General features: G+C 70.3%; 21 protein-coding genes and 1 tRNA gene. 4 read left to right on the top strand and 18 right to left on the bottom strand.

Annotated elements, in window-relative coordinates:
- Positions 1–27: 27 nt before the first annotated feature.
- The gene (locus M4I32_RS01200; RefSeq protein WP_319032661.1) at positions 28–456 is read left to right on the top strand and encodes a hotdog fold thioesterase; all 429 of its coding nucleotides are present in this window, start codon (positions 28–30) and stop codon (positions 454–456) included.
- Between the two features lie 6 nt (positions 457–462).
- On the opposite strand, the gene M4I32_RS01195 is transcribed toward M4I32_RS01200, so the two are convergent.
- Positions 463–1,083, bottom strand: coding sequence for an ANTAR domain-containing response regulator (locus tag M4I32_RS01195; protein WP_319032660.1), 621 nt, complete (start codon positions 1,081–1,083; stop codon positions 463–465).
- Positions 1,084–1,135: 52 nt separating this feature from the next.
- Here M4I32_RS01195 and M4I32_RS01190 point away from each other — a divergent pair.
- Positions 1,136–1,218 (top strand) — tRNA-Leu (locus M4I32_RS01190).
- A gap of 42 nt (positions 1,219–1,260) precedes the next feature.
- Here M4I32_RS01190 and M4I32_RS01185 read toward each other — a convergent pair.
- Positions 1,261–1,911, bottom strand: a complete 651-nt coding sequence (locus tag M4I32_RS01185) for a hypothetical protein (RefSeq protein WP_319032659.1) — start codon at positions 1,909–1,911, stop codon at positions 1,261–1,263.
- A gap of 98 nt (positions 1,912–2,009) precedes the next feature.
- Here M4I32_RS01185 and M4I32_RS01180 point away from each other — a divergent pair, with 98 nt between their 5' ends.
- On the top strand, positions 2,010–2,648 hold the full coding sequence (locus tag M4I32_RS01180; protein WP_319032658.1) for a TetR/AcrR family transcriptional regulator: 639 nt from the start codon (positions 2,010–2,012) through the stop codon (positions 2,646–2,648).
- A 52-nt stretch (positions 2,649–2,700) separates the two neighbouring features.
- Here M4I32_RS01180 and pyk read toward each other — a convergent pair whose 3' ends face one another.
- From pyk to rpe, 14 genes are all read right to left on the bottom strand, one after another.
- Entirely contained in the window at positions 2,701–4,149 is a 1,449-nt protein-coding gene (gene pyk, locus M4I32_RS01175; protein ID WP_319032657.1) for a pyruvate kinase, read from the bottom strand.
- Between the two features lie 74 nt (positions 4,150–4,223).
- On the bottom strand, positions 4,224–5,690 hold the full coding sequence (locus M4I32_RS01170; RefSeq protein WP_319032656.1) for a glutamate synthase subunit beta: 1,467 nt from the start codon (positions 5,688–5,690) through the stop codon (positions 4,224–4,226).
- Positions 5,683–10,257, bottom strand: a complete 4,575-nt coding sequence (gltB, locus tag M4I32_RS01165; RefSeq protein ID WP_319032655.1) for a glutamate synthase large subunit — start codon at positions 10,255–10,257, stop codon at positions 5,683–5,685. Before gltB ends, M4I32_RS01170 begins: the two co-directional genes overlap by 8 nt.
- A 52-nt stretch (positions 10,258–10,309) precedes the next feature.
- Positions 10,310–11,326: a prolipoprotein diacylglyceryl transferase gene (gene lgt / locus M4I32_RS01160; protein ID WP_319032654.1), complete on the bottom strand. Its 1,017-nt coding sequence runs from the start codon at positions 11,324–11,326 to the stop codon at positions 10,310–10,312.
- A 10-nt stretch (positions 11,327–11,336) separates the two neighbouring features.
- Positions 11,337–12,146, bottom strand: coding sequence for a tryptophan synthase subunit alpha (gene trpA / locus M4I32_RS01155; RefSeq protein ID WP_319032653.1), 810 nt, complete (start codon positions 12,144–12,146; stop codon positions 11,337–11,339).
- On the bottom strand, positions 12,143–13,351 hold the full coding sequence (gene trpB / locus M4I32_RS01150; protein WP_319032652.1) for a tryptophan synthase subunit beta: 1,209 nt from the start codon (positions 13,349–13,351) through the stop codon (positions 12,143–12,145). The genes trpA and trpB overlap by 4 nt, the downstream gene beginning before the upstream one ends.
- On the bottom strand, positions 13,348–14,124 hold the full coding sequence (trpC, locus tag M4I32_RS01145; RefSeq protein WP_319032651.1) for an indole-3-glycerol phosphate synthase TrpC: 777 nt from the start codon (positions 14,122–14,124) through the stop codon (positions 13,348–13,350). Before trpC ends, trpB begins: the two co-directional genes overlap by 4 nt.
- Positions 14,125–14,126: 2 nt before the next feature.
- The gene (locus tag M4I32_RS01140; RefSeq protein ID WP_319032650.1) at positions 14,127–14,357 is read right to left on the bottom strand and encodes a DUF6704 family protein; all 231 of its coding nucleotides are present in this window, start codon (positions 14,355–14,357) and stop codon (positions 14,127–14,129) included.
- 104 nt (positions 14,358–14,461) lie between these two features.
- Complete coding sequence (locus M4I32_RS01135) at positions 14,462–15,058, bottom strand: Trp biosynthesis-associated membrane protein (protein ID WP_319032649.1); 597 nt, start codon at positions 15,056–15,058, stop codon at positions 14,462–14,464.
- Positions 15,058–15,444, bottom strand: a complete 387-nt coding sequence (hisI, locus tag M4I32_RS01130; protein ID WP_319032648.1) for a phosphoribosyl-AMP cyclohydrolase — start codon at positions 15,442–15,444, stop codon at positions 15,058–15,060. Before hisI ends, M4I32_RS01135 begins: the two co-directional genes overlap by 1 nt.
- On the bottom strand, positions 15,441–16,205 hold the full coding sequence (gene hisF / locus M4I32_RS01125; RefSeq protein WP_319032647.1) for an imidazole glycerol phosphate synthase subunit HisF: 765 nt from the start codon (positions 16,203–16,205) through the stop codon (positions 15,441–15,443). Before hisF ends, hisI begins: the two co-directional genes overlap by 4 nt.
- A 16-nt stretch (positions 16,206–16,221) precedes the next feature.
- Positions 16,222–17,061, bottom strand: coding sequence for an ATP phosphoribosyltransferase (gene hisG / locus M4I32_RS01120; RefSeq protein ID WP_319032646.1), 840 nt, complete (start codon positions 17,059–17,061; stop codon positions 16,222–16,224).
- A gap of 49 nt (positions 17,062–17,110) precedes the next feature.
- Positions 17,111–17,374 carry a phosphoribosyl-ATP diphosphatase gene (locus tag M4I32_RS01115; RefSeq protein WP_319032645.1) on the bottom strand — a complete coding sequence of 88 codons (264 nt, stop codon included), beginning with the start codon at positions 17,372–17,374 and terminating at the stop codon, positions 17,111–17,113.
- Positions 17,375–17,427: 53 nt separating this feature from the next.
- On the bottom strand, positions 17,428–18,150 hold the full coding sequence (gene rpe / locus M4I32_RS01110; protein ID WP_319032644.1) for a ribulose-phosphate 3-epimerase: 723 nt from the start codon (positions 18,148–18,150) through the stop codon (positions 17,428–17,430).
- Between the two features lie 127 nt (positions 18,151–18,277).
- On the opposite strand from rpe, the gene glsA reads away from it, so the two are divergent.
- A complete protein-coding gene (glsA, locus tag M4I32_RS01105; protein ID WP_319032643.1) occupies positions 18,278–19,453 on the top strand; it encodes a glutaminase A in 1,176 nt (391 codons plus the stop codon).
- A gap of 26 nt (positions 19,454–19,479) precedes the next feature.
- Here the strand turns inward: glsA and M4I32_RS01100 are convergent, their stop codons facing one another.
- Positions 19,480–20,820 (bottom strand): RsmB/NOP family class I SAM-dependent RNA methyltransferase, encoded by a 1,341-nt coding sequence (locus M4I32_RS01100; protein ID WP_413466762.1) that lies wholly within the window; start codon positions 20,818–20,820, stop codon positions 19,480–19,482.
- Between the two features lie 20 nt (positions 20,821–20,840).
- Complete coding sequence (fmt, locus tag M4I32_RS01095) at positions 20,841–21,761, bottom strand: methionyl-tRNA formyltransferase (RefSeq protein WP_319032642.1); 921 nt, start codon at positions 21,759–21,761, stop codon at positions 20,841–20,843.
- Between the last annotated feature and the right edge of the window lies 1 nt (position 21,762).

Raw genomic sequence — 21,762 nt, 5'->3', positions numbered from 1 at the left:
GCGCTCGGGGCCGCGGCCGAGGATCGAATGAACGACGTCGCCCCCCACCACTCCGCCCCTCTCGATTGGGCGCGCGCCCGCGGCGTGGGAGCGCTCGCCGAGAAGATGGGGTTCGCCTGGGTCGAGTTCACGGCCGAGCGCGCCGTCGCGACGATGCCCGTCGAGGGCAACACCCAGCCCGTCGGCCTCATGCACGGCGGCGCGTACGTGGTGCTCGGCGAATCGCTCGGCTCCATGCATGCGAACCTGCACGCCGGACCCGGTCGCCTCGCCGTCGGCGTCGACATCAACGCCACGCACACACGATCGGCACGCTCGGGTCTCGTGACGGGGATATGCACCCCCGTGCACCTGGGGCGCAGCATGACGGTGCACGAGATCGCCGTCGTCGACGATCAGGACCGCCGCATCTCGACCGTCCGGATCACCAACATGATCACGGACCGCAAGGGCTGAGTCGGCTCAGCCCTTCTTCGCGGAGAGCTGCTCGATGATCGCCTTCGCGACGTCCTGCATCGTGAGGCGACGATCCATCGATGCCTTCTGGATCCAGCGGAAGGCCTCGGGCTCCGCCAGGCCCATCTTCTCGTTCAGCAGGCCCTTCGCGCGGTCGACGAGCTTGCGCGTCTCGAAACGCTCGACCATGTCGGCCACCTCGGACTCGAGGGTGATGATCTGCTGGTAGCGGCTCAGGGCGATCTCGATCGCCGGGAGGAGGTCGTTCGGGGTGAACGGCTTGACGACGTACGCCAGCGCGCCCGCCTCGCTGGCCCGCTCGACGAGCTCCTTCTGGCTGAAGGCGGTGAGGAGCACGACGGGGGCGATGTTGTTCTTGTTCAGCTTCTCGGCGGCGCTGATGCCGTCCATGATCGGCATCTTCACATCCATCACGACCAGGTCCGGCCGCAGCTCGGTCGCCAGCTGCACGGCCGTCTCGCCGTCACCGGCCTCTCCCACGACGTCATAGCCGTTGTCGCGGAGGATCTCGACGATGTCGAGGCGGATCAGGGATTCGTCCTCGGCGACGACGACGCGGCGGGGGCTGGATGGGGCGGCGGTCGCGGCCGGGTCTTGGTCAGTCACCCTTGCATCCTACGATATCGTCGTTGGCGAACGCGCGGCGGCAGCCGCACGTGCCGGTGTGGCGGAATGGCAGACGCGACCGACTCAAAATCGGTTGCCCGAAAGGGCATGTGGGTTCGAGTCCCACCACCGGTACTCCCCCGAGGCCATCCGCCCGGCGCCCCTGCCGGACCGGCATCAGTTGGCCAGACTGTCCAGCCAGCTGCTCCGCATGCGCAGGGCGCGCTCCGTGCTCCCCATCGCCGCCGCGATCGCGAGCGCGATGTTGGCGGCGATCGGCAGCCGAAGGGGCGATTCGAGCCTGCCGACGAGCTCGTACACCGGCGGGATGCTCGAGAGCGGTTCGACGAGCTGCAGCAGGGTGAGCGCCACGCCCGCCAGCACGGCCGCCGTGGCCAGCAGACCGATGCCCCGGCTGAGGGCCGGATGGTTCCGGTGCAGACGGGCCCGACGACCCTCCGCCGACGCCGGGTGCGGCGTCAAGAGGCGGTCGTCCCCCGCCTCGGTCACGTGGTGGCAGCGCTTGACGCCGAACCCGCCCGCGTCGACCTCGATCGCCCCGTCCTCCACGATGAAGCGGGCGGGGAGCTTCGCGACGGCATGCTGCACGCCGTCGCGGTAGAGCCGGGCGCGCACGACCCCGTCGTCCCGGTCCCCCCACTGGCGGATGTCGACGGCGTAGGTGACGACGTTCCCCGTGGCGCCGGCGAGCCTCAGGGTGAAGACCGAACGTCCGAGCAGCTGCCACCACCGGAAGGGGCGAAAGCCCCGTCCGTCGCCTGGCCGTGTCCGCCGCATCGCTCGGCGTTGCCGCCAGTTCTCCTTCACGGGGAACCTCGCTTCCGTCCTCGAGTAGCACGCTGTGATAGTCGGTCGGCGAACACGCTAGCACAGTGTGCTACTAAGGTGGCATGAGGAGGTATCGCATGACGACATCGAGCGACGGCGGTCACAGCACGCGGGACAGGATCCTCATCGCCGCGGCGCAGATGCTGGGGCAAGACCCGACAGCGAGGCTGAGCGTGCGCGCGGTCGCTGCACGCGCCGGCGTCAGCACCGGATCGCTGCGCCACTTCTTCCCCCGTCAGAGTGCCCTCCTCCACGAGGTCCTTGCCGGCATCTACCAGACGGTGCAGGCGACCGACCCGATCGGCGACCTGTCCCGGCCCGCGGAAGAGCGGCTCGTCGCCTGCCTGCAGCAGGCCCTCGCCCAGGTAGGAACGGGCGAGCAGGCACGCCAGACGTGGCGCACGATGCACCGCGCCTATATCGAGTCCGAGCCGACGACCGATGCCGGCGAGACCTATCTGACGCTCGAGCGCGCCGGACGCCGCCGCATCGAAGGCTGGCTGCGGGCGCTCACCGACGAAGGTGCGCTGACGCCGGGCGACACCGAGAATCGCGCCCGCTACCTGAGCACGGTGCTCAACGGGCTCGCGATCGAACGCGCCCTTCCCGCCGACGGGCCGCGCCTCGCCGCCGAGACCGCGACGCTGCAGCTGGCCGTCACCGCCGTCTTCGCCGACGACGCCCGCGGTCGGGACGACGTGCAGCCAGGGTCATGACACCTCATGACATCTCCGGCCATTCGCGTCGCGCGTTCACCGCCGCGCGGACCTACTCGCGCGTCTGATAGATGGGGGCGGCGCCGTGCACGGCGTCCCCCACCTTGTGCACCCGGATGTCGTTGGTCGACCCGACGATTCCGGGCGGGGAACCCGAGATGACGACGATCTTGTCGCCGACCTTCGCCAGATCCCGCGACAGCAGGTAGTCGTCGACCTGGATGAACATCCGGTCGGTGTGTGGCACGTGCGCCACGAGAGCCGACTCGATCCCCCAGGTGAGCGCCATGCGGCGGCGGATCGCCGGGTCGGGCGTCAGCGCGATCATCGGGATCTCGGGCCGCAGGCGCGACATGCGGCGGGCCGAGTCCCCCGATTCGGTGAAGATGCAGAGGTACTTCGCCTCGACGAAGTCCGCGACCTCGATCGCCGCGAGCGTGATGGCGCCGCCCTGAGTGCGCGGCTTCGCGTCCAGCCGCGCGATGCGGTCCAGCCCGTGCTCCTCCGTCGAGGCCACGATGCGCGCCATCGTCTCCACGACGATGACCGGGTACTCCCCGACACTCGTCTCGCCCGAGAGCATCACCGCATCCGCACCGTCGAGCACGGCGTTCGCGACGTCACTCGTCTCGGCGCGCGTGGGCACCGGGCTGCTGATCATCGACTCGAGCATCTGCGTGGCCACGATGACCGGCTTCGCCATGCGGCGTGCCAGATCCACCGCCCGCTTCTGCACGATCGGCACGGCCTCGAGCGGAAGTTCGACCCCGAGGTCGCCGCGGGCGACCATGATGCCGTCGAACGCGTCGACGATCTCCTCGAGATTGTCAACGGCCTGGGGCTTTTCGATCTTCGCGATGATCGGAACGTAACGCCCCTCCTCGGCCATGATCACGTGCGCACGCTGCACGTCCTTCGCCGAGCGGACGAACGACAGCGCGATGATGTCTGCGCCGATGCGCAGCGCCCAGCGCAGGTCGGCCTCGTCCTTCTCGCTCAGGGCGGGGACGTTCACCGCCACGCCCGGCAGGTTGATGCCCTTGTTGTTGGACACCGTGCCGGCCACGACGACCTCGGTGGTGACCACCGTGTCGTCGGTCTCGATGACCTTGACGCGCACCTTGCCGTCGTCGATCAGCAGGAAGTCGCCGGGGCGCACATCCTGCGGCAGCCCCTTGAACGTGGTCGAGCAGATCTCCCCCGTGCCCGGGATGTCCTCGACCGTGATCTTGAAGATGTCGCCGACCTCGAGGTCGTGCGGGCCGTCGGCGAAGCGGCCGAGGCGGATCTTCGGCCCTTGCAGGTCCACGAGCACCGCAACCGGGCGGTGGGCATCGTCAGCCGCCTTGCGCACGTTCGCGAAATTGTTCTCGTGGACGGAGTAGTCGCCGTGGCTCAGGTTGAACCGGGCGACATCGACGCCCGCCTCGATGATCGAGCGCACCATGTCGTAGGACGACGTGGCGGGGCCGAGGGTGGCGACGATCTTGGCGCGTCTCATCGTGTGGAGCTCCAGAGGGATCGGTGTGGGGGGCGGGGAGGGGAATACCGAACGCGGAACGCGTCAGATGAAGACTACGCAGGCTGCAGGCCGATGGCCACGTCCGAGGGCGCGACCGGCGAGGGCAACTGGGTCTCCCCCATCAGGTAGCGGTCAACGCTCGCGGCCGCCGCGCGACCCTCGGCGATCGCCCAGACGATCAGCGACTGGCCGCGCCCCGCATCGCCGGCGACGAAGACGCCCGGCACGGTGCTCTGGTACTCGGCGTCGCGCTCGACGTTGCCCCGCCCCGTGAAGCCCGCGCCCAGCTGCTCGTCGAGCCATTCCCGCTCGGGACCCGTGAACCCCATCGCGATCAGGACGAGATCGGCGGGGATCTCACGCTCGGTGCCCTTCTTCGGCACGCGACGCCCGTCGACGAAATCGGTCTCGGCCACCAGCAGCGCCCGCACCTCGCCGGCGTTGTTGCTGAGGAACTCGACGGTCGAGGCCAGATACTCGCGCTCGCCGCCCTCCTCGTGGGCAGAAGAGACCTCGAAGATCGTCGGGGTGGTCGGCCACGGCTGGTGCTCCGGGCGCTCGGCGGGCGGCTGCTTGCCGATCGCCAGGTTGGTCACGCTGAGCGCGCCCTGACGGTGCGCCGTGCCGATGCAGTCCGCACCGGTGTCACCGCCGCCGATCACGATGACGTGCTTGCCCTCGGCCGAGATCTGATTGGGCACGGCGTCGCCGGCCACCGCGTGATTGGACTCGACCAGGTACTCCATGGCGAAGTGCACGCCCGCCAGGTCGCGTCCGGGGATCGCGAGCTCGCGCGGGACGGTCGACCCCGTGGCGACGACGACCGCGTCATAGCGCGCGCGCAGTTCGTCCCACGAGATATCCTTGCCGATCTGCACACCAGCGCGGAAGCGGGTGCCTTCGTCGCGCATCTGACGCAGACGCATCTCGATGTGGCGCTTCTCCATCTTGAAGTCGGGGATGCCGTAGCGCATCAGACCGCCGATGCGGTCGTCCCGCTCGTAGACCGCGACCGTGTGCCCGGCACGCGTGAGCTGCTGGGCGGCCGCGAGGCCGGCCGGGCCGGACCCGACCACGGCGATCGTCTTGCCGGTCAACCGCTCGGGCGGCTCGGGCTCGACCCACCCGCTGCCGAACGCCTGGTCGATGATCGACACCTCGACCTGCTTGATCGTGACGGCGGGCTGGTTGATGCCCAGCACGCAGGAGTCCTCGCACGGGGCCGGGCACAGCCGGCCCGTGAACTCGGGAAAGTTGTTCGTCGCATGCAGACGCTCGATGGCGGCGCGGCCCTCGCCGCGCCACATCAGGTCGTTCCACTCGGGAATCAGGTTGCCGAGCGGACACCCCTTGTGACAGAACGGGATGCCGCAGTCCATGCAGCGACCGGCTTGACGGCGCAGCACCGCGGAGTCACCGGGTTCGTACACCTCTTTCCAGTCCATGATGCGGACGGGGACGGGTCGGCGAGCCGGAAGCTCGCGCTCCGTGACCTTGAGAAAACCCTTCGGGTCAGCCACCGGTCACCTCCAGAATTCGGGTCCAGACGACGTCGCTGTCGGGATCAAGTCCCTCATCGACGGCCTTCTGACGGGTTTGCAGCACCGCCGCGAAATCACGCGGCAGCACACGAACGAAGTTGTCGACCTCGGTATCGAAGTCGTCGAGCAGTCGACGTGCGAGCGCCGAGTCGGTCTCGGCGACGTGCTGTTCGAGCAGGTCGCGCAGCATCTCGACGTCGCCCGAGCCCATCTCGAGCAGTTCGAGCTCGCCGGTGGCCAGGGCGTCGTGGTTGACCATCGCGGTCTCGAGTCTGTAGACGTAGGCGGTGCCCCCCGACATCCCTGCACCGAGGTTTCGCCCGGTGCGGCCGAGGATGACGGCGAGCCCACCGGTCATGTACTCGAGCGCGTGGTCGCCCACGCCCTCGACGACCGCCGTGGCCCCGGAGTTGCGCACGAAGAAGCGCTCCCCCACGACGCCGCTCAGGAACATCGTCCCCTGGGTGGCGCCGTAGCCGATGACGTTGCCCGCGATGACGTTCTGCGATGCCTCGAAGGCGGCGCCGCGAGGCGGACGCACGACGATCTGTCCGCCGGAGAGCCCCTTGCCCACGTAGTCGTTCGAGTCACCCTCGAGCCGCAACGTGATGCCCGCCGGCATGAACGCCCCGAAGGACTGCCCGGCCGAGCCACGCAGATTGACGGTGATGGTTCCCGCGGGCAGACCGTTCTCGCCGTGCGCGAGCGTGACGTGGTGCCCGAGCAGCGTTCCGACGGCCCGCGCCGTGTTGCGGATGGGCAGATCGATCGTGACCTCTCCACCGTGGTCGATGACGTCGCGGGCGCGCTCGATCAGCTGCACGTCGAAATGCTCGTCCAGCTCGTGTTGCTGCGGACGCATGCTGCGCCGCGCCTCGGTGTCGGCGAACGCGATCCCCTGCAGGATCGGAGCCAGGTTCAACCCGCTCGTCTTCCAGTGATCGATCGCGTCCTGCACGTCGAGCAGCTCATGGTGACCGATCGCCTCGTCGAGCGTGCGGAAGCCGAGTTCGGCGAGGTACTCCCGCACCTCTTCGGCGATGAACTCCATGAAGTTCACGACGAACTCGGGCTTGCCGTTGAACCGCGCGCGCAAGGTGGGGTTCTGCGTCGCCACTCCGACGGGACAGGTGTCGAGGTGGCACACGCGCATCATGATGCAGCCCTCGACGACCAGCGCGGCCGTCGCGAAGCCGAACTCCTCCGCACCCAGCAGCGCGGCGATCAGCACGTCGCGGCCGGTCTTCATCTGACCGTCGGCCTGCACCACCACGCGATCGCGCAGACCATTCAGCATGAGCGTCTGCTGCGTCTCGGCCAGCCCGAGCTCCCAGGGCGTCCCGGCGTGCTTGAGGGAGTTCATCGGGCTCGCACCCGTGCCGCCATCGTGCCCCGACACGAGGATGACGTCGGAGAGCGCCTTGGCGACACCCGCCGCCACCGCGCCGATACCGGACTGGCTCACGAGCTTGGTGTTGATGCGCGCGCCGGGATTGGCGCGTTTGAGGTCGAAGATCAGCTGCTTCAGATCCTCGATCGAGTAGATGTCGTGGTGCGGCGGGGGCGAGATCAACCCGACACCCGCAGTCGCGTGCCGGGTGCGGGCCACCCAGGGGTAGACCTTGCCCGGAGGCAGCTGCCCGCCCTCGCCCGGCTTCGCGCCCTGCGCCAGCTTGATCTGGATGTCGTCGGCATGGGTCAGGTACATGCTCGTCACGCCGAAACGGCCGGAGGCGACCTGCTTGATCGCGCTGCGACGCTCGGGGTCGAGCAGCCGCTCGACATCCTCACCGCCCTCGCCGGTGTTGGACCTGCCACCGATCCGGTTCATGGCGATCGCCAGCGTCTCGTGCGCCTCGCGCGAGATCGAGCCGTAGCTCATGGCCCCGGTCGAGAAGCGCTTGACGATCGCCGAGACGGGCTCGACCTCGTCGAGCGGCACGGGCTGACGGTCCTCGGTGCGCAACCGGAACATGCCGCGCAGCGTCTTGAGCTCGGCTGCCTGCTCGTCCACGAGCGCGGTGTACTCGCGGAAGATGTCGTACCGGCGCGTGCGCGTCGAGTGCTGCAGACGGAACACGGTGTCCGGGTTGAACAGGTGGGGCGCGCCGTCCCGGCGCCACTGGTACTCCCCACCGGTCCACAGCCGCTCATGCGCGCGCACAGCGCCGTCCTCGGGGTAGGCGTACGCGTGCCGCGCCGCGTTCTCGGCCGCGATGACGTCGAGCCCGACGCCACCGAGCTTCGTCTCGGTGCCGGTGAAGTACGTGTCCACCAGCTCCTGCGAGAGCCCGACCGCCTCGAACACCTGCGCACCCGCGTAGGACGACACCGTCGAGATGCCCATCTTGGACATGATCTTCAGCACGCCCTTGCCGAGCGCGTAGATGAGGTTCTTCACGGCCTTCTGCGGCGTGACGCCGGTGATGAAGCCCGCACGGACCAGGTACTCCACCGTCTCCATGGCCAGGTAGGGGTTCACCGCGGACGCGCCGAATCCGATCAGCGTGGCGACGTGATGCACCTCGCGCACGTCGCCGGCCTCGACCACCAAGCCGACCTTCATGCGGGTCTGGTTGCGGATCAGGTGGTGGTGCACCGCCGCGACGAGCAGCAGCGACGGGATCGGCGCGAGGTCCTTGTTGGAGTCGCGGTCAGAGAGCACGATGAACTCCGCACCGTCCTCGATCGCCGCGTCGACTTCGCGGCAGATCTTCTCGATGCGCTTCTCGAGGCCCTTCTGGCCGGCCTCGACGCGGTAGAGCCCCCGCACCGTGACGGACGAGCGACCGGGCAGGGCCGTGTCGATGTGCTGGATCTTCGCGAGCTCGTCATTGTCGAGCACGGGGAAGTCCAGCGTGACCGTGCGCGCGTGGTCCTCGCCCCAGGTCAGCAGGTTCGGCTCCGGGCCGAGGTCCATCTTCAGGCTCGTGACGATCTCTTCACGGATCGAGTCGAGCGGCGGGTTCGTCACCTGCGCGAACTGCTGCACGAAGTAGTCGAAGAGAAGGCGCGGGCGCTTGCTCAGCACCGCGATCGGTGTGTCGGAGCCCATCGCACCGATCGGCTCCATGCCCTTCTGACCCATCGGCGTCAGGAGGATGCGCACCTCTTCCTCCGTGTAGCCGAACGTGCGCTGGCGGCGCGTGATCGACGCGATCGGGTGCACGATGTGCTCCCGCTCGGGAAGGTCCGCGAGACGTACGACGCTCTTGTCGACCCATTCCTGCCACGGGTGCAGGGAGGCGAGCTCGGCCTTGACCTCGTCTTCCTCGACGATGCGGCCCGCAGCCGTGTCGACGAGGAACATGCGTCCGGGACGCAGGCGCCCCCGGCGCTTGATGCGCTCCGGCTCGATGTCGAGCACGCCCGTCTCGCTGCCGATCACGATCAGCCCGTCGGTCGTCTCGGTCCAGCGCCCGGGGCGCAGTCCGTTGCGGTCGAGCGTCGCGCCCACGAGCGTGCCGTCGGTGAAGATCAGGGCCGCCGGTCCGTCCCACGGCTCCATCTGCATCGCGTGGTACTCGTAGAACGCACGCAGGTCGGGATCGAGGTCCTCCTGCTTCTCGTACGCCTCCGGCACCATCATCATCATGGCGTGGGGCAGACTGCGGCCGGTCAGCGTGAGCAGCTCGAGCACCTCGTCGAACGACGCGGAGTCGCTCGCGCCGACGGTGCAGATCGGCAGCAGGGGCGAGAGGTCGCCCAGCAGCTCGGATTCGAGCTGGGACTGCCGCGCCCGCATCCAGTTGCGGTTGCCCTTGACGGTGTTGATCTCGCCGTTGTGGGCGAGCATGCGCAGCGGCTGCGCAAGCTGCCACGAAGGGAAGGTGTTCGTGGAGTATCGCGAGTGCACGACCGCGAGCTCCGACGCGAACCGCTCGTCCTGCAGGTCCGGGTAGAACGGCTCGAGCTGGAGCGTCGTGACCATGCCCTTGTACCCGAGCGTGCGCGCCGAGAGCGAGACGAAGTAGGCCTGGTGCTCGTGACGGGAGCGCTTGCGCAGGCGGTACACGCGGCGATCGAGCTCGATGCCGGACAGCGCGGGCTGCCCCGCGCGTGCCGGGCGCGAGACGAACAGCTGCTCGAACGACGGGCGGGCGTCGTGGGCGAGCTTGCCGAGGTTGTCCGCGGCGGTCGGCACCTCGCGCCACCCGAGCACCACCAGGTCCTCGTCGTCGGCGATGCGCGCGATGCCGGCCTTGACGGCCTCGCGCTCGTCTTCGTCACGCGGAAGGAACGCCATCCCGACCGCATACTCCCCCATCGGGGGCAGGTCGAAGTCGACGACCTCGCGCAGGAACGCGTCGGGGATCTGCGTCAGGATGCCGGCCCCGTCACCGGTTCCCGCGTCCGACCCGATCGCACCGCGGTGCTCGAGATTGCGCAGCGCGGTCAGAGCCTGATCGATGATGTCGTGACCCGGCGTTCCGCGCAGGGTCGCGACCATCGCCAGTCCGCACGCGTCGCGTTCGAACTCAGGGTTGAACATGCCCTGTTTCGCGGGATAAACGGTGTTGTCACCGAAAGGAGGGCTCGCGGCCATGTCAACCGTCCTCACTGGGGTATTGCTTGAAGGGACGACGTCGGCCCGGGTGCTATGTCGTGGCGGTTGAGCTTGTGGCTGTTCTTCCGCTCTCGGGTTCTGCGGCGGGCGGTTCGCTCACGTCCACGAACTCCGTGGTGTCCTCCGATTGTACCGCAGGGCCACCCGGACGCTCCCGTCCCGGCACGTAAGGGCTGGGCTCCAGGCCCGGGTGCCGGCGACGCTGGACGATGATGATCGCGAGACCGACCGCCACACCGAGGATGGCGGCCCAGACGTTCGTGCGCAAACCGAGGATGATCACGCTCGGATCGATCCGGATCGATTCCCAGACGATGCGGCCCGCGCTGTACCACACCAGATACAGCCCGAACAGGCGTCCCCACTGCAGCCGCAGGCGCTTGCCGGCCCAGAACAGCACGGCCACGCCCACCAGATTCCAGATCACCTCGTACAGGAACGTGGGGTGGAACAGGGTCCCCTCCGGCAGGCCGGCGGGGAACGCGGGGTTGTCGGCGTCGATCTCGAGTCCCCACGGCAGGTCGGTGGGCAAGCCGAACAGCTCCTGGTTGAACCAGTTGCCGAAGCGACCCATCGCCTGTGCGAGCAGGATGCCGGGGGCGAGTGCGTCCGCGAAGGACCAGAACCGGATGCCGGTCCACCGGCATCCGAGCCACGCTCCCACGGCACCACCGAGCAGGGCGCCGTAGATGGCGATGCCGCCCTCCCAGATCGCCCAGACCGAACCGGGTTCGAAGACGTTCCAGGGATTGCTGCCGGGACCGAAATAGAAGCCGGGATGCGTGACCACGTGGTAGATGCGCGCGCCGATGATCGCCAGGACCACGGCCGGGAGCCCGACATCGAGCACGAGCCACGGCTCTGCCCCGCGCCGGGTGAGCCGGTGGTTGACGATGAGCGTGGCGGCGACGATGCCGGCGATGATGCAGAGGGCGTAGAAGTGGATGCGCAGCGGCCCGAGGTCGATGAAGCTGATCGTGGGGCTCGGGATGCTCGACACCACCTGCATCGCTGCACCGTTCAGGGCATGCGGAAGCGCAAGAGTCATGCGTGCGAGTCTATCCAGCCGCGGGTGCGTGCTCGGGACGCGCTGTTCCGCGAGCCAGAGCGGCCGCCACCTGTGACATGCCCTCGACGCCGCCCTCGCGCAGGGCGCGCACCAGCGCCGTCCCCACGATGGCGCCGTCGGCGTACTCGAGCACTCCGGTGACCTGCTCCGGAGTCGAGATGCCGATGCCCACGCAGGCGTGCGCAGCACCATGCTCACGCAGGCGACCCACGAGTGTGCGTGCCGCACGATCGAGCTGGGCGCGCTCGCCGGTGATGCCCATCGTCGAGACGGTGTAGACGAAGCCGGTGGAGTTCTGCACCACGAGATCCAGGCGCTCATCGGTCGACGTGGGCGCCGCGAGGAAGATGCGATCGAGCCCCGTGCGCGTGCTCGCGGCGATCCACTCGCCCGCCGACTCGGGAGTGATGTCGGGCGTGATCAGGCCGGCGCCGCCGGCGGCGAGCAGGTCGTCGGCGTACCGGTCGACGCCGTACTGCCACACGGGGTTCCAGTAGGTCATCACGAGCACCGGCACGTCGACGCGGGAGGCGATCTCGCGCACGGCCGGGAACACGTCGCGCAGTCGGAAGCCGCCCGCGAGCGCGGCCTGTGTGGCCTCCTGGATGACGGCGCCGTCCATCACGGGGTCCGAGTAGGGGGGACCGAGCTCGATGATGTCGGCGCCGCTGTCGGCCAGGGCCACCGCCGCCTCGATGCTCGTGGCGGTGTCGGGATACCCGAGCGGCAGGTAGCCGATGAAGGCTCCCCGCCCTTCGGCGTGCGCGGCGTCGATCGCCGCGGCCACTCGCGAGGTCATTGGGCGGCCCCTTCGTCGTAGAGCTCGAAGTACCGTGCCGCGGTGTCCATGTCCTTGTCGCCCCGCCCGGACAGCGAGACGAGGATGACGGCGTCGGGACCCCATTCGCGGCCGAGACGCAGTGCGCCGGCCAGCGCGTGCGCGGACTCGATCGCGGGGATGATGCCCTCGGTCTCGGACAGTAGACGAAGGGCCTGCATCGCCTCGGCGTCGGTTGCGGGAATGTACTCGGCGCGGCCGATGGAGGCGAGCCAGGCGTGCTCGGGCCCGACGCCCGGGTAGTCGAGACCCGCCGAGATCGAGTGCGACTCCGTGGTCTGGCCGTCCTCGTCTTGCAGCACGAACGTCTTGGAGCCGTGCAGCACCCCAGGCCTGCCCCGCTCGATGGAAGCCGCGTGACGCAGGGTGTCGACCCCGTCGCCGGCCGCCTCGACGCCGTAGAGACGCACGCCGTCGTCATCGAGGAACGCATCGAACATGCCGATGGCGTTCGACCCTCCCCCGACACACGCGAAGACGGCATCCGGCAGGCGGCCGACCGTCTCGAGCATCTGGGCCCGGGACTCCTCGCCGATCACCTTCTGGAAGTCCCGCACCATCGCCGGGAACGGATGCGGCCCGGCGGCTGTACCGAAGACGTAATTGGTCGTCTCGACGCTCGCGACCCAGTCGCGGTACGCCTCGTTGATCGCATCCTTCAGGGTGCGGGAGCCCGTCGTGACGGGCACGACCTCGGCGCCGAGGAGTCGCATGCGCGCCACGTTCAGCGCCTGACGCTCGGTGTCGACCTCGCCCATGTAGATCGTGCAGTCGAAGCCGAAGAGCGCGGCCGCCGTGGCCGTGGCCACGCCGTGCTGCCCCGCCCCGGTCTCGGCGATCACGCGCGACTTGCCCAGGCGCTTGGTGAGCAGCGCCTGCCCGATGACGTTGTTGATCTTGTGGGAGCCGGTGTGATTGAGGTCCTCGCGCTTGAGGAACACGCGTGCTCCGCCGGCGTGCTCGGCGAACCGCGACACCTCGGTGAGCGCGGAAGGGCGGCCGGCGTAGGTCTGCAGCAGATGGTCGAGCTCGGCGTGGAACGCAGGGTCGGCCATGGCGTCCTCGTACACGGCTGTCAGCTCATCGATCGCCGCGATGAGCGACTCCGGCATGTAGCGTCCGCCGAAGTCGCCGAAGAATGGTCCGGGCATCTCGCGCAGGCTCATGCGGAGACCCCCCGGAAGCGGCGCAGTGTGGCCACCGGATCACCGGTCACGAGCGCCTCGCCGATCAGCACCGCATCCGCACCCGCACGACGATAGTGCGCGACGTCTTCGGGCTCGAGCACGGCTGACTCCGCGATCTTCACGGCACCGGCCGGAATGCGCTCGACCAGCGTGCCGAACAGATCGCGGTCGAGCTCGAAGGTGCTGAGGTCACGCGCATTGATGCCGATGAGCTGCGCGCCCACGTCGACGGCGCGATCCACCTCGTCGGCCGCGTGCGCCTCGACGAGAGGCGTCATGCCCAGCTCGCGCACCAGCTCGTGCAGCGTGACCAGGGTCTGCTGCTCGAGCGCGGCCACGATCAGCAGCACCATGTCGGCACCGGCGGCCCGCGCCTCGAACACCTGGTACGGCGTCGCGATGAAGTCCTTGCGCAGCACGGGCAGCGAGACGGCTCGGCGCACGGCGTCGAGATCATCGAGGCTGCCCTTGAACCGGCGCTGCTCGGTGAGCACGCTGATGGCCGAGGCGCCGCCCTGTTCGTAGAGCAGCGCCTGCGCCGCGGGATCCGGGATCTCGGCGAGATCGCCGCGCGACGGGCTCGCCCGCTTGACCTCGGCGATGATCTTGACCTCATCGGCGGGGGCGAGCGCCGCGAGCGCATCGCGCACGGGCACAGCGGCGAGCGCAGCGCGCTCGACCTGCGCGAACGGCCGCGCGCCCTCGCGCTCCCGCGAATCGGCGACCGCGCCGGCCGTCAGGTCGGCGAGCATGCTCAGTGCCCCTTCGTGAGGTACTTGTGCCCGCCCGCGCCGTAGCCGGCCTTCGCCATGATCCAGCCCACGAGCGCGCCGACGACGAGCAGCACTGCGGACGCCCATACGAGCCACACCACGTCGAAGAAGTAGGCCGTCGTGCCGATCGCGACGGCCACGAGCATGATGACGACAGCGGTCCAGGCGGCGGGCGAGTGTCCGTGACCGGGGTCGGCGAGGTCGTTGCTCATGGGTCTCCTTCGATCGGGTTCGTCGTCCAGTCTACCGGCCAGCAGGCGGCGGACAGCGAAGGGCCGAGCGCGGGCGTCGACGGCCGCGCACGCGCCCGCAGGGGTCAGCGGGTCGGGTCGTCGCCCCGGCTGAGGTCGTCCCACGAGTCCACGGCGTCGAGTCTCTCCGGCGCCTGCTCGGGGGCGGATGCTGGGCGCGGAGCGTCGGTGCGATAGCGCCGTCCCCCCGTTCGCCATGACGTCGCGGTGATCGCGCCGAAGATCCCGGCGGCCAGGATCAGCAGCGCGAAGACGCCGGCGAGCACGGGCCACGCCGTCACCCGAACGACGTCGAGCAGCTGCGCCACGGCGTCGTCGCCGGCGATGCCGGTCGCCTCCGTCACCGCGGGGGCGACGGCGGCCAACGTATCCCCTGCCACGAGCGGCGCGATGAGCACGAGCAGCACGGCGCCGAGCAGCACCGCGCCGAGGGTCAGAATGACTCCGAGCAGCCGACCGGCGAGCGTCATGGCGGCGCCGAGCGCGAGGCCGGCGAGTGCGAGGGGGGCCAGGACCGGCACCGCGTCCGCACCGACGACGCTCAGCGTTCGCCCGGATTCATCGACGAGGACGACCGTGAACCAGGTCTGCGTCGAGGCGATCAGCACCAGAGCCGAGGCGCCGAGCGTGGTCAGGACCGCGGTGAGCCGCGCGCGGCGCATCACCCGGACGCGTCCTGGGGAGCCGCGACCGCCTCGAGATCGCCCGCGTCGAAGCACGTCCGGGTGCCCGTGTGGCAGGCGGGTCCCACCTGGTCGACGCGGATGAGCAGGGCGTCGCCATCGCAGTCCAGCCGCGCCTCGCGCACCAGCTGGATGTGGCCGGACGTGTCGCCCTTGCGCCAGTACTCACGTCGCGAACGCGACCAGAAAGTCACCCGGCCGGAGGTGAGCGTACGATGCAGTGCCTCGGCATCCATCCACCCGAGCATGAGGACCTCGCCCGTGTCGTGCTGCTGGATGATCGCCGGCGCCAGGCCCTCGTCGTTGAAACCCACGCGCGCGATGCGCTCGTCCGTGCTCTTCCCCGTGGTCTCTTCTGCGCTCATGCTCGAACCTCCACCCCGTCCTGACGCATTCGCGCCTTCACCTGCGCGATGGTGAGCTGCCCGGAGTGGAACACGCTCGCCGCCAGCACCGCGTCGGCCCCGGCGTGGATCGCGGGCGCGAAGTCATCGAGCCCCCCGGCGCCGCCGGACGCGATCACCGGCACCCGCGAGACCTCGCGCATCAGGCGCACGAGCTCGAGGTCGAAGCCCTCCTTGGTGCCGTCCGCGTCGATCGAGTTGACCAGCAGCTCTCCCGCGCCGCGCTCGATGGCCTCGCGCGCCCACTCCAGGGCGTCGAGCGTCGTCTCGGTGCGACCGCCGTGCGTCGTCACCACGAATCCCGATGGCGCGGCCTCCGAGCGCTTGACATCGAGCGAGAGCACCAGCACCTGGGCCCCGAACCGGTCGGCGATCTCATCGACCAGGCCCGGTCGCGCGATCGCCGCGGAGTTGACGCCGATCTTGTCGGCCCCGCAGGCCAGCAGCCGCGCGACGTCGTCGCCGGTGCGCACCCCTCCCCCGACCGTGAGGGGGATGAACACCTCTTCGGCGGTGCGGCGCACCACCTCGTACGTCGTCGCCCGTGCGTCGACGGTGGCGGTGACGTCGAGGAACGTGATCTCGTCGGCGCCCTGCGCGAAGTATGCGCGCGCCAACTCGACCGGGTCGCCCATGTCGCGCAGATTCTGGAAGTTGACGCCCTTGACCACGCGCCCGGCGTTCACGTCGAGGCACGGGATGACCCGGCTGACCAGACTCATGTGCGCGTCACCCCCGTCACAGCCGAGCCGCGTGGATCGCGGTGACGAGGATCGCACGCGCACCGAGCGCGTACAGGGCATCCATCACCTGGTTCACCCCTCCGCGCGCCACCATGATGCGCACCGCGACCCACTCGGGATCGCGCAGCGGCGAGATGGTCGGCGATTCGATCCCGGGGGCCAGCGCGACCGCCTCGTCGACGAGGGCCGCGGGCAGGTCGTAGTCGAGCAGCACATAGCGCCGCGCGACCATCACCCCGCGCAGGCGACGCAGCAGCGTGTCCATCCCCTCGGCCTCGCGGGGACCCTGGATCAGCACCGCCTCGGACTCGAGGATCACGGGTCCGAAGATCTCGAGACCGGCCTGACGGAGCGTCGTGCCGGTCGAGACGACGTCCGCGACGGCATCCGCCACGCCCAGGCGAACCGCCGATTCCACGGCACCATCGAGCGGCACCAGATCGACCGCGACGCCGCGCTCTTCGAGGAAGGCGTCGACGAGTCCCGGATACGCGGTGGCCACCCGCGTGCCCTCGAGATCGCTCAGCTGGGCGAACCGTCCGGGCGGACCGGCGAAGCGGAACGTCGACGCCCCGAACCCGAGCGACTCCACCTCACGCGAGCGAGCCCGGACGTCGAGAAGGAGGTCGCGGCCGGTCACGCCGACATCGAGCGCCCCCGAGCCGACGTAGGTCGCGATGTCGCGCGGGCGCAGATAGAAGAACTCCACGTCGTTGTCGGGGTCGATGACGTGCAGGTCCTTCGGGTCGCGACGACCGACGTAACCGGCCTCCTGCAGCATCTCGGCGGCGGTGTCGGCGAGCGAGCCCTTGTTGGGCACGGCGATTCGCAGCATGGGTGGGGAGCCTTCGGTTCGGGGTGGGACGGCGAGGTCGGAAGCGGCCTCAGAGATGTCGGTAGACGTCCGCCGGCGAGAGCCCCTTGGCCAGCATCATCACCTGCAGGTGGTAGAGCAGCTGCGAGATCTCCTCGGCCGCGGCCTCACGCGATTCGTACTCGGCGGCCATCCAGACCTCGGCGGCCTCTTCGACGATCTTCTTGCCGATCGCATGCACGCCGGCATCCAGCTGCGCCACCGTGCCGGAGCCTTCGGGCCGCTGGGCGGCTTTCGTCTCGAGCTCGGCGAACAGCGCGTCGAAAGTCTTCACCCCGCCAGGCTACCGCTCCGCGGCGGCGCCGGCCGCGCCGTGCAGCGGCGCGCTCAGGGAGCCGGTGGGCGCGCCGAGGTGGGCGCGGCGTGGGCGTGCGCGCCGGCCGTGCGCCGCAGCTCTCGGATCGCGCGATCGGGGTCGTCTGCGCCGAACACCGCCGATCCCGCGACGAACGTGTCGGCGCCGGCCTCGGCCGCCTGCGCGATCGTCGATTCCGAGACGCCGCCGTCCACCTGCAGCCACACGTCCGAGCCCCGGCGACGCGCCTCGGTGGCGAGCGCCCGCAGCTTGGGCATGGTCTCGGGCATGAACGACTGCCCGCCGAACCCGGGCTCCACCGTCATCACGAGGATCTGATCGAACTCGTCGAGCACGTCGAACAGTCCGTCCACGGGCGTATCCGGCTTCACGGCCACACCCGCGCGGGCCCCGATCGCACGCAGCTCCCGGGCGAGGGAGATCGGATCGGCCGCGGCCTCGAGGTGGAACGTCACCGAGGCCGCTCCCAGCTCGGCGTAGCCGGGAGCCCATCGCGCGGGGTCGTCGATCATGAGGTGAACATCGAGGGGCACCGGGCTCGTAGCCTGGATCCGCTGCACCATCTGGGGTCCGAACGTCAGGTTCGGCACGAAGTGGTTGTCCATCACATCCACGTGCACGAAGTCGGCGCCCGGGATGCGGGCGAGCTCGGACTGCATGTTCGCGAAGTCGGCGGCGAGGATGCTGGGGTTGATGCGCGGGGAGGAGGGCCCCGCGGTCGCGTCGTTGGGCACGTGCCCATTATGGCGGCACGTCCGGCCCGCCGATGCCCGGTCCACCGGCCGCGACGGCCCCCGGCGCGCCGCCGCGGCGCAGCGCACGCGGCCGGCTGCCGAAGACGGGGGCCGCTAGTGTGTGCGCGTGGATCCCATCGAACGCATGCTCGACGCCGTGCTCGCCGACGTGCGTCCCGACCATTCGGGAGCCGTGGCGGACTACATCCCCGCCCTGGCCGCGGCCGAGCCCGAGCGACTCGCCTTCGCGGTGGTGGGCCCGCGCGGCCGCGTCACGTCCGTGGGCGACGATGAGGTCGAGTTCACCATCCAATCCGTCTCGAAGCCCTTCGTGCTCGCGCACGCGCTCGAGAGGCTCGGCCGCGACGAGGTGTTCCGCCACGTCGGCGTCGAACCCAGCGGCGAGCCCTTCAACGCCATCAGCCTCGAGCTCGGGACGGGTCGCCCGGCCAACCCCATGGTCAACGCCGGAGCCATCGCGACGTCCGCGCTCGCGGCATCCGGATCCCTCGAGGAGCGGTCCCGCACCCTCACGGACGCGCTCTCGCGCTTCGCGGGGCGGTCGCTCAGCGTCGATGAGGAGGTGTACCGCGGCGAGTCCGAGACGGGTCACCGCAACCGTGCCCTCGCCCACCTGCTCCGCTCGCACGCCATGATCGACGGCGACGTCACCACGGCGGTCGAGGCGTACTTCCGCCAGTGCTCCGTGCGGGTCACCGTGGTCGATCTGGCCGTCATGGCCGGAACGCTCGCGTTCGGGGGCCGCAACCCCCTCACCGGGGAGCGCGTCGTGCGCGAGGATGTCGCCCGCGACGTGGTCTCGGTGATGGCCAGCTGCGGCATGTACGACTACTCCGGCGAGTGGCTGCTGCGCGTCGGGATGCCGGCCAAGAGCGGGGTCAGCGGGGATCTGCTCGCGATCGCCCCCTCCCAGTTCGGCATCGCGACCTTCAGCCCCCGCCTGGACCGGCACGGCAACAGCGTGCGCGGCATCCGCATCCTCGAGCGCCTGGCCGGCGAGTTCGGCATGCACGCCTTCGAACCGCACGAGGCGATCGCCGCCCCCGGCATCCGCGTCGAGCACACGGCCGAGGGCACCCTCGTGCACCTGGGGGGCGAACTGGCCTTCAGCGGCGCGGAGCGCGTGATCGGCGTGCTGCGGGATCTGGCGGCGGGCAAGGCGACCGGCGACGGGGTGATCCTCGTGGACGCCCGCGAGCTGGGCAGGGCCCATCCGGCGGCGCTCGAGGTGCTGCGCACCGAATTGGCCGACGCCACCGGAGCCGTGCGACTGCTGGCGTGAGGCGCGGCACGCTCGTCGCCGCGCCGCTATCCGTCGGTGCGGCGGAACAGCGAGATGAACATCGCGTCGGTGCGGTGCCGGTGCGGCCAGAGCTGCGCTGACGACCCGGTCGCCGCCAGATCCAGCGGCCGGCGTGCGATGCTCTGCAGGACGGCGCGGGTGTCGAGGGGCTCCAACCGGTCTCCCCACCGCCGCATCCTGGACTGCACGACGCCGCTGGTCTCGGACCGGTGCGGCGAGCACGTCACATAGGCCAGCACGCCCCCCGGCCGGAGTGCTCGCGCACCCGCGTCGAACAGTTCTTCCTGCAGGGCGCTCAGGTCCGCCACATCCGACGGCTCCTTGCGCCAGCGGGCCTCCGGGCGCCTGCGCAGCGCCCCCAGCCCCGTGCAGGGGGCGTCGATGAGCACCCGGTCGAACCCGCCGAGGTCACGTTCCACCCGCTCCCGGCCATCCTCTTCGGTGACCTCGACGGTGAGCGGAACCGCGCTCAGGGCCGAACGGACGAGACCCGCGCGAGCCCGCACCGGCTCGTTGGCGCTCACGGACGCGCCGCCGGCGAGAGCCTCGGCGGCCAGCAGCGCGGTCTTGCCGCCGGGCCCGGCGCACAGGTCCAGCCATCGCTCCCCCGGGCGCACCGGATCGGCGCGGGTCAACGCGAGCGCCGCGAGCTGAGACCCTTCGTCCTGCACCCGCCAGCGCCCGTCCGATGAGCGCACGAGCGGCTCAGGATCGCCCCCGCCCAGGCGGAAGCCGACCGGCGAGTACGCGGCGTGCGCGGCGTGGGCGGGTGGCTCCGCCAGCCCGGGCAGGGCGAGCATCGACACCTCCGGAGAGGCGTTGTCGGCGGCGAGCAGGTCGTCGAGCTCGTCGACCCGCCCCTCGGCATCCAATGCCCGTCGCAGTGCGCGGACGATCCACACCGGGTGGGCGTGCGCCAGCGCCAGCCGCTCGAGGTCGCTCTTCGCCGTCTCGAGGACCCGGGTGCGCCACTGCCCGGGGTCGTCCCGGGCGATGCTGCGCAGCACGCCGTTGGCGAAGCCGGCCACGCCGCGTCCGCCGTGCTCGCGTGCCAGCTCGACGCCCTCGTTGACGGCCGCGTGCGACGCCACCCGCGTGGCGAGAAGCTGGTGTGCGCTCACGCGCAGCGCGTCGAGCACGGGCGCGTCGATCCGCTCGACGTCGCGACGGGCGGCGAGGGCGATGACGGCGTCGTAGTATCCGCGTCGGCGGAGGGTGCCGTAGGTCAGCTCGGTCGCGAAGGCCGCGTCCGCCGCGGACAGTCCGGCGCGGGCGATCGCCGCGGGCAGCAGCAGATTGGCGTAGGCGTCGGATGCGGTGACGCCGTGCAGGACGTCGAATGCCACCCGCCGCGCCGGCTGCACCCTCACGAGTCCGCCACCAGCTCCGGCAGGCGCAGGCCGCGCCACCAGTCGCCCGCCTTCATCGACGTCTTGCCGGCGGGCTGAACCTGCTCGAGCAGTATCGCGCTGGTACCGGTTCCCACCAGCACATCCCGCCCCGCCCCGGCGAACTCCCCCGGGCGCAGCCACACCTCGGACGCATGCGCCCGCGCCGAGAGGATCTTCACGCGCCCGCCGCCCGCCATCGTGAACGCGCCGGGTTCCGGCGTCGTTCCCCGCACCCGGGCGAGGATGGCCTCGGCAGGCTCCTCCCACCGGATCCGGCCGTCCTCCTGATCGAGCTTGGGGGCCGAGGTCGCCTCGCCGGACTGGGGCCGCGTGCGCGCACGGCCCGCGGCGATGTCCGCCACGACGTCGCGGAGCAGCTCCGCGCCCATTCCGGCCAGGTCCCGCAGGACCTCTCCCGCGGTCGCCTCGTCGCCGACGACGTACTCGCGCACGCCATAGAGGGCTCCGGCATCCAGCTCGGGGACGAGCCCGAAGATGCTCACGCCGGTGACCTCGTCACCGGCGATCAGCGCATGCTGCACCGGGGCAGCGCCACGCCACCGCGGAAGCAGCGAGAAGTGCAGGTTGATCCAGCCGTGGGTCGGCACCGACAGCAGCGGCTCCCGCACGAGGCCGCCGTACGCCACGATCACTCCGAGCTCAGGGCGCAGCTGCTCGATCTGCCTCGTCGCGTCGTCATCGAGCCGCGCCGTCTTGAGCACGGGTGCGCCGAGGTCAGCCGCGGCATCCGCGACGGCGGACGGGGTCAGGCGGCGCTTTCGGCCGGTCGGTGCGTCGGGCCGGGTCACCACGGCCGCGATCTCGTGGTCGGATGCCGCCAGCACCCGCAGCGACGGCACCGCCGCCTCGGGTGTGCCGGCGAAGACGATGCGCACG

This window comes from Microbacterium sp. LRZ72 (assembly GCF_033792225.1).
Taxonomy (GTDB): Bacteria; Actinomycetota; Actinomycetes; order Actinomycetales; family Microbacteriaceae; genus Microbacterium.
Note: the sequence above shows the minus strand (reverse complement) of the source record. Positions and strands in the feature narration are given on the sequence as shown.

What these genes read in the sequence shown, in the direction of transcription:
- lgt (WP_319032654.1), bottom strand. Translation starts at nt 11,326, where the DNA reads ATGACTCTTGCGCTTCCGCATGCCCTGAACGGTGCAGCGATGCAGGTG.
- M4I32_RS01135 (WP_319032649.1), bottom strand. Translation starts at nt 15,058, where the DNA reads ATGCGCCGCGCGCGGCTCACCGCGGTCCTGACCACGCTCGGCGCCTCG.
- hisI (WP_319032648.1), bottom strand. Translation starts at nt 15,444, where the DNA reads ATGAGCGCAGAAGAGACCACGGGGAAGAGCACGGACGAGCGCATCGCG.
- gltB (WP_319032655.1), bottom strand. Translation starts at nt 10,257, where the DNA reads ATGGCCGCGAGCCCTCCTTTCGGTGACAACACCGTTTATCCCGCGAAA.
- M4I32_RS01180 (WP_319032658.1), top strand. Translation starts at nt 2,010, where the DNA reads ATGACGACATCGAGCGACGGCGGTCACAGCACGCGGGACAGGATCCTC.
- trpA (WP_319032653.1), bottom strand. Translation starts at nt 12,146, where the DNA reads ATGACCTCGCGAGTGGCCGCGGCGATCGACGCCGCGCACGCCGAAGGG.
- pyk (WP_319032657.1), bottom strand. Translation starts at nt 4,149, where the DNA reads ATGAGACGCGCCAAGATCGTCGCCACCCTCGGCCCCGCCACGTCGTCC.
- M4I32_RS01140 (WP_319032650.1), bottom strand. Translation starts at nt 14,357, where the DNA reads ATGAGCAACGACCTCGCCGACCCCGGTCACGGACACTCGCCCGCCGCC.
- hisG (WP_319032646.1), bottom strand. Translation starts at nt 17,061, where the DNA reads ATGCTGCGAATCGCCGTGCCCAACAAGGGCTCGCTCGCCGACACCGCC.
- trpB (WP_319032652.1), bottom strand. Translation starts at nt 13,351, where the DNA reads ATGAGCCTGCGCGAGATGCCCGGACCATTCTTCGGCGACTTCGGCGGA.
- M4I32_RS01200 (WP_319032661.1), top strand. Translation starts at nt 28, where the DNA reads ATGAACGACGTCGCCCCCCACCACTCCGCCCCTCTCGATTGGGCGCGC.
- trpC (WP_319032651.1), bottom strand. Translation starts at nt 14,124, where the DNA reads ATGCTCGCCGACCTGACGGCCGGCGCGGTCGCCGATTCGCGGGAGCGC.
- hisF (WP_319032647.1), bottom strand. Translation starts at nt 16,205, where the DNA reads ATGAGTCTGGTCAGCCGGGTCATCCCGTGCCTCGACGTGAACGCCGGG.